Genomic DNA, 6,605 nt, shown 5'->3' with positions numbered 1-6,605 from the left:
ATGTGATCTTCGTCACACCGGGAGGCAACTGTGAGCGGTCAGCCACCCGCAAATGGTCGCGCAGTTAACAAGATTTTCGGCGATTCCCTTCCCGAAACCACCAAGGACGAGTGGGACGATTCCCCGTCCGACGGCGAGGCTGACCGGGACGACTGGTTGCGGGAGAACGTGCCGCCGCACCACGGCTGAGCTGTCATTTCGCATCAAGCGCGGGAAATGTCAACCGGCCGAACAACTCTCCCGGCACCCCCTGATATGCGGGGGTCAACCCGGTTCCTCTCGCCGACGCAAGGTCACCGACCCCCCCGCGTTTCCGACCGAATGCGTCGGGCAAACTTCACCGGACGCGTGAGTCGGCTCGCCACCGAGATGTGCACGCGTTGCCCGGCGGATGCCTCACCGTTATGTTTCTGCTGTCAACGATGAGCAATTCGTAAGAACAGCATGTGAGGTTTCTAATTCCCCTCACATCGAGGCCTTGCGGGGTGTCAGGTTTAGCGGTAGAGCCGGGCACTCACAGGAAACGGCGGGCTTTTGGGTCCGTCACGACAAGCTAGGGAGAACATGAAGGCAATCAGTCGGGTGCTGGTCGCGTTGATCGCGGCCCTCGCTGCTCTCTTCACGAGCACGGGCACCTCTCAAGCAGGTTTGGACAACGAGATCAGCCTGGTCGATGGCCAGGACCGGACCCTGACGGTCCAGCAATGGGACACCTTCCTCAACGGTGTGTTTCCGCTTGACCGCAACCGCCTCACCCGCGAGTGGTTCCACTCGGGTCGGGCCAAGTTCATCGTCGCCGGTCCCGGCGCCGATGAGTTCGAGGGCACGCTGGAGCTGGGTTACCAGATCGGCTTCCCCTGGTCGCTGGGTGTGGGCATCAACTTCAGCTACACCACCCCCAACATCCTCTTGGATGACACAAACATCGGCCCCGGTGCATTCACCGGTGGCGGTGATGGGGCCCCGCAGACGCTGCAGGTAATCACCCCGAACCTGTTCCCGGGTGTGTCCATCAGCGCTGACCTCGGCAACGGCCCCGGCATTCAGGAAGTCGCAACCTTCTCGGTCGACGTCGCCGGCCCCTCTGGCGGAGTCGCGGTCTCGAACGCTCACGGAACGGTCACCGGCGCTGCCGGCGGCGTGCTCCTGCGTCCGTTCGCACGGCTCATCGCCTCCACCGGTGACAGCGTCACCACCTACGGCGATCCGTGGAACATGAACTAACTCCCTAGTTCAACGAGAACAGCCCCCGGCCTCGGCCGGGGGCTGTCTTCGTATCTCGGGGGGTGCGGCGCTACCGGTCGGCGCTGGTGGTCTCGGCGGTGTCGGGGCTGGGGCCCGTACCAGGTCCCGTCACGGTCTCGGCGCTGCTTCCGTCCTTGAGCAGGTTGCGAATCTCGGTGAGCAGGCTCAGTTCGGTGTCCTGGGCCTGTTCGACCTCGCCCTTCTTCCGGAGCCGGTTGTAGGGCGCGACGACCAGGAAGTAGACCACGGCGGCGACCAGAACGAAGTTGATGGCCGCGGAAACCAGAACGTTCAGGTCGATGGTCTGCCCGCCGCCGATGTCGATCTTCAGGACGCCGACGTCAGTGCCCCCGGCGCCGATGCGGTTGATCAGCGGGGTGATGATGCTCTCGGTGAACTTGGTGACGAGCGCCGTGAATGCGGTGCCGATGACCACCGCGACGGACAGATCGACGATGTTGCCGCGAGAGAGAAACTCCTTGAAACCCTTCAGCACGCGGATCCCTTCCTGTGTGTGGTTTGGCCATGTGCCTGAACCTCAGGTGGTCAACGGTAGCCGCGTAGCGTGTCCGCGACCTGCTGATCCCTAGTGGAACGTCAGCGTTATCGCTTGAGACAACGAGGCGCCGGCCACCTCGTTGGCCGCCCACACGGGTAGCGCAATCAGCACGACCCCGTCGCGGCCCACGTCCTTCGTCTTGGCGGACACCAGGACCACCACTGCGTTCGTGGCCACCACCCGCGGCCGTTCCTCGGCGGGGTCGCCGGCCGGCGATGCACCAGACGGCGCCGACAAGGCCAGCACGTCGACCACGTCGCCCGGACGCACCAGGTCGAGCAGTGCGGCATCCGTCGGATGTACGGGCACGATGCGCGCATCCGGCCCGGCGGCTGCGTCGGCGAGACGCGAGCTGAGCACCCGGACGTCGGTGAGCACCTCGCCGCGGCGCGCAGGACCGGTGAGCGTCGCACCGACCAGATCGCCGGTGTTCGTCTGAGACCCATCCGGAATGGTTGTCGCCGAACGAGATTCGACGCGGAGATCACCGGCCGCAAGTTCGACTCCCGGAGCCAGGTCACGTGCAGCGACGACGACGTCAGCCCGGCCGTCGGACGGATCCGGGCGCAGTGCGGCCACGGCGGCCAACAGGACCAGCGCTCCGGCGGCCACGCGTCGGGCCATCACCGTCCGAGTCCAGTCCGGCCGCAGCCCATGGACCACGCGCGACGTCAACGACGGATTGAGTGATTCCCCCATGCCGCCACGCTAGGCAGCAGGTGCGCCGAGCGGCAGGGGGCGTGCGGTCGCCTGTGGATAACTTCTAGCTGGATGCGGCAGCGGTAGAGCTCGACTTGCCCGAGGAACCCGAGCTGGAGCTCGACTTGTCCGAGCCGTTCGAGGAGCTCGACGACTTCTCCGCCGACTTCGGCTTCTCGGCGGGCTTCTCCGACGGCGACGACGAGGAGGGCTCGCTGCTACCGCTGGAGCCGTTGACGGTGCTCTTCGAGGAGTCGCGGCTGTCGTTGCGATAGAAACCGCTGCCCTTGAACACCACGCCCACGGAGCCGAAGAGCTTGCGCAACCTGCCCGAGCACTTCGGGCAGGTCGTCAGGGCGTCGTCCGTGAACGCCTGCACCGCGTCGAAGCGGTTGTCGCACTCGGTACATGCGTACGAATAGGTCGGCACCAAAACCTCCGAGAAATGACGAAACTTGTTAGCACTCTAGCGGCTCAAGTGCTAGAACCGCTACGTGGGCCGTGCCATTCCCGCGTCACTGGCGCTGGTCGCGATCGCCGTCGCCGTCGCCGTCGTGGTCGGCACCGTCGGATGGCCGCGTGTCCACCCGGGCCCACAGCAGCCGGCGCCACCGAACTCCGGCCAGACGCCTCGGGCTGGCACCGGCACCCTCCGATACGACCAGGCCAGTGCCGACGCGCAACGCCTGCCGGTCAAGGGGTGGGATCTGACGTCGGACTTCGCACGGTCGCGATTCGGCGAGGCCTGGAGCGACGACGTCGACGTCGAGTTCGGGCACAACGGCTGCAACACCCGCGACGACGTCTTGCGTCGGGACCTCGCCGACCTGGTCGTGCGGCCAGGCACCTGCTTCGTCCAGAGCGGGACGCTGCTCGACCCGTACGGCAATGAGTCGATCGAGTTCGTGCGTGGCCCCGACACCTCGAATGCCGTGCAGATCGACCACGTCGTCTCGCTGTCCGACGCCTGGTACAAGGGTGCCCGCGACTGGGACGACCGGCGCCGAAGCGACTTCGCCAACGACCCGCGCAACCTGCTGGCCGTCGGGGGAGGCGACAACTTCGACAAGGCGTTTCGGGATGCCGCGAGGTGGCTGCCGCCCAACTTGGCGTTCCGGTGTGAGTTCGTGGCGCGTCAGGTGGCGGTGAAGACGGCATACCGACTGTGGGTCTCGGCGCAAGAGAAGCGGGCCATGCAGGAGGTGCTCGCCGGCTGTTAGTGCCGGCCCAACCGGACCAGCCCCTGGCCGGGAGTCAGCGCATGCGTCATCGGCACGTCGTGCGATTCACCGGGGAGGCGGTCGACGACCTCGTCGTCGCGGACCATCGCGATCAGCCGCGCGGCGGGGTCGGCCAGGCCCAGCGAACGGTCGTAGAAACCCGCGCCCCGGCCGAGCCGGACTCCGGCGCGGTCGACGGCCAGGGCGGGGACGAGGACCGTCGCTGCCGCGCGGATCGCCTCGGCGGGTAGCCAGGGTGTGGGCGGTTCGCGCAGTCCGAACCGGGCCGCGATGAGCTCGCCGCGATATTCACCCCAGTTCAGCGGCAGCGGTACGCCCGCGTCGTCCTCGCGGGCGACGGGCAGCAACACCCTGGCGCCGGCCGCAACCAGCGCATCGAGCATTGCGGGCGAACCGGGCTCGGAGCCGACGGGGACATAGGCGCAGACGGTGTCCCCCGGTCGTGCCAGCTCGGCCAGACGTTCGCGAAGGGCATCGGTCTCGGCGCAACGCACGTGGGCGGTGACCGCGCGGCGGGCGGACAGGATGGAAGCACGCAGTTCGGCCTTCGTCGGTGGCACGGCTCCACGATGTCACGTGAGACATGCAGGGCTTCCCCGTTTGGGACCCGTCGTTGACGTTATGGTGTGAACGATGACGACACGCGCACTGGTGCCGATCCCACGCACCGCGATCGTTCCCGCAGCGGGTTTGGGAACGCGGTTTCTCCCTGCGACGAAGACAGTGCCGAAGGAGTTGCTGCCCGTCGTCGACACCCCGGGCATCGAACTCGTCGCCGCCGAAGCGGCCGAGGCGGGCGCCGAACGGCTCATCATCGTCACCTCCGAGGGCAAGGACGGCGTCGTCGCGCACTTCGTCGAGGACCTCATTCTCGAGGGCACGCTGGAGGCCCGCGGCAAGCACCTGATGTTGGAGAAGGTGCGTCGCGCGCCCGCCCTGATCAAGGTCGAATCGGTCGTGCAGCACGAGCCGCTGGGCCTCGGCCATGCCGTGAGCTGTGTCGAGCCGAGTCTGCTGCCGGACGAGGATGCCGTCGCGGTGCTGCTGCCCGACGACCTGGTCTTGCCCACGGGCGTGCTGGAGACCATGTCGAAGGTGCGCGCCAAGCGTGGGGGATCGGTGTTGTGCGCCATCGAGGTGCCCGCCGACGAAATCAGCGCCTACGGCGTGTTCGACGTCGAAGTGGTGCCCGACGCCGTCAACCCAAATGTGTTGCGCGTCAAGGGCATGGTGGAGAAGCCGAAGGCCGAGGACGCCCCGTCTCTGTATGCCGCCGCGGGTCGCTACGTTCTGGACCGTGCGATCTTCGACGCGCTTCGTCGGGTTCAGAAGGGCGTCGGCGGCGAGATTCAGCTGACCGACGCCATCGCCCTGCTGATCGAGGAGGGCCACCCGGTTCACGTCGTGGTGCATCGAGGTTCCCGACACGACCTGGGAAATCCCGGCGGGTACCTCAAGGCTGCGGTTGACTTTGCGTTGGAGCGTGACGACTACGGACCCGAGCTGCGGCGCTGGCTGGTCGAGCGATTGGGCCTGAGCGCCAACTGACTAGCGTGGAGGCTCCGCGACTGAAGAAAGGCGCATGAGTGCGTTCGGTGGAGGAGCAGCAGGCCCGAGTGGCTGCCGCCGCGGTGGCGCCGAGACCCGTACGGGTGGCCATCGCCGAAGCGCAGGGACTGATGTGCGCCGAGGAGGTCGTCACCGAGCGCCCGCTGCCGGGCTTCGACCAGGCGGCGATCGACGGGTACGCGGTGCGTAGCGTCGACGTCCTCGGCGTCGACCCCGGTGACGACGGCGAGGAGGGTGAGAGCGCCGGCGAGGTCAGCCTGCCGGTAACGGGTCTGATCGAGGCGGGCGCCAAGACGCCGAGCAGACTGCAGCCCCGCCAGGCGGCCCGGGTGCAGACGGGCGCACCCATGCCGACGCTGGCCGACGCGGTGCTTCCGTTGCGTTGGACAGACGGTGGTGACTCCCGGGTGCGGGTGCTGCGCGGCGTGCGGTCGGGTGCCTACGTCCGTCGTACCGGCGACGACGTTCAACCGGGTGACGTGGCCGTGCGGTCGGGAACCATCATCGGGGCGGCGCAGGTGGGATTGCTCGCCGCGGTCGGACGCGAGCGGGTGCTGGTGCATCCGCGACCGCGGCTGTCGGTGATGAGTGTCGGCGGTGAGCTGGTCGACGTCTCGCGCACGCCGGGCAACGGCCAGGTCTACGACGTCAACTCCTATGCGCTCGCGGCGGCAGGCCGCGACGCCGGGGCCGAGGTCAACCGCGTCGGCATCGTGGACACCGAGTCGAAGACGTTGCGCGACGTCGTCGAGGGGCAGATCAACCGCGCCGAGGTGCTGGTGATCGCGGGCGCGGTGGGTGGCACCGCCGCCGAGAGCGTGCGCGCGGTGCTGTCCGAGCTCGGCGACATGGAGGTGGCGCGCATCGCGATGCACCCCGGGTCGGTCCAGGGCTTCGGGCAGCTGGGGCGCGACGGCGTGCCGGTGTTCCTGCTGCCGGCCAACCCGGTGAGCGCGCTGGTGGTGTTCGAGGTGATGGTGCGTCCTCTCATCCGCATGTCGCTGGGCAAGCGGCAGCCGTTGCGGCGCGTCGTGCAGGCCCGCACGCTGTCGCCGATCTCGTCGGTGGCGGGGCGCAAGGGCTACCTTCGCGGTCAGTTGATGCGGGATCAGGACACGGGTGAATACCTGGTGCAGGCACTCGGCGGGGCGCCGGGTGCGTCGTCGCACCTGCTGGCGACGCTCGCCGAGGCGAACTGCCTGGTCGTGATTCCCAGTGACGCAGAGCAGATCCGCACCGGCGAGATCGTGGACGTGGCGTTCCTAGCCCAACGCGGCTGACGAAGCATCGAC

8 protein-coding genes are annotated in these 6,605 nt (G+C 67.8%); 4 read left to right on the top strand and 4 right to left on the bottom strand.

All coding sequences use genetic code 11. The features are described 5' to 3' along the window. The first annotated feature begins 564 nt into the window (after window positions 1-564). Window positions 565-1,224: a porin MspA gene (gene mspA / locus VET27_RS18145; RefSeq protein WP_526520577.1), complete on the top strand. Its 660-nt coding sequence runs from the start codon at window positions 565-567 to the stop codon at window positions 1,222-1,224. A gap of 70 nt (window positions 1,225-1,294) precedes the next feature. Here the strand turns inward: mspA and mscL are convergent, their stop codons facing one another. The 3 genes from mscL to VET27_RS18130 all read right to left on the bottom strand — a co-directional run bounded on the left by mscL (window position 1,295) and on the right by VET27_RS18130 (window position 2,933). Beyond that, the gene (mscL, locus tag VET27_RS18140) at window positions 1,295-1,741 is read right to left on the bottom strand and encodes a large-conductance mechanosensitive channel protein MscL (protein WP_526520575.1); all 447 of its coding nucleotides are present in this window, start codon (window positions 1,739-1,741) and stop codon (window positions 1,295-1,297) included. 90 nt (window positions 1,742-1,831) lie between these two features. Next, window positions 1,832-2,503 (bottom strand): SAF domain-containing protein, encoded by a 672-nt coding sequence (locus VET27_RS18135; protein WP_526520573.1) that lies wholly within the window; start codon window positions 2,501-2,503, stop codon window positions 1,832-1,834. Window positions 2,504-2,567: 64 nt separating this feature from the next. Next, window positions 2,568-2,933, bottom strand: coding sequence for an FmdB family zinc ribbon protein (locus VET27_RS18130; RefSeq protein ID WP_526520571.1), 366 nt, complete (start codon window positions 2,931-2,933; stop codon window positions 2,568-2,570). Window positions 2,934-2,997: 64 nt separating this feature from the next. Between VET27_RS18130 and VET27_RS18125 the strand changes: the two genes are divergently transcribed. Then, a complete protein-coding gene (locus VET27_RS18125) occupies window positions 2,998-3,723 on the top strand; it encodes a GmrSD restriction endonuclease domain-containing protein (protein ID WP_526520569.1) in 726 nt (241 codons plus the stop codon). Here the strand turns inward: VET27_RS18125 and VET27_RS18120 are convergent. After that, a complete protein-coding gene (locus VET27_RS18120) occupies window positions 3,720-4,304 on the bottom strand; it encodes a 5-formyltetrahydrofolate cyclo-ligase (protein WP_526520567.1) in 585 nt (194 codons plus the stop codon). The genes VET27_RS18125 and VET27_RS18120 overlap by 4 nt on opposite strands. Window positions 4,305-4,377: 73 nt before the next feature. On the opposite strand from VET27_RS18120, the gene VET27_RS18115 reads away from it, so the two are divergent. Then, entirely contained in the window at window positions 4,378-5,292 is a 915-nt protein-coding gene (locus VET27_RS18115) for a UTP--glucose-1-phosphate uridylyltransferase (RefSeq protein ID WP_526520565.1), read from the top strand. Between the two features lie 38 nt (window positions 5,293-5,330). Further along, window positions 5,331-6,593 carry a molybdotransferase-like divisome protein Glp gene (glp, locus tag VET27_RS18110; RefSeq protein WP_526520563.1) on the top strand — a complete coding sequence of 421 codons (1,263 nt, stop codon included), beginning with the start codon at window positions 5,331-5,333 and terminating at the stop codon, window positions 6,591-6,593. Window positions 6,594-6,605 lie beyond the last annotated feature (12 nt).

This window comes from Mycobacterium sp. (assembly GCF_035633495.1).
Taxonomy (GTDB): Bacteria; Actinomycetota; Actinomycetes; order Mycobacteriales; family Mycobacteriaceae; genus Mycobacterium.
Note: the sequence above shows the minus strand (reverse complement) of the source record. Positions and strands in the feature narration are given on the sequence as shown.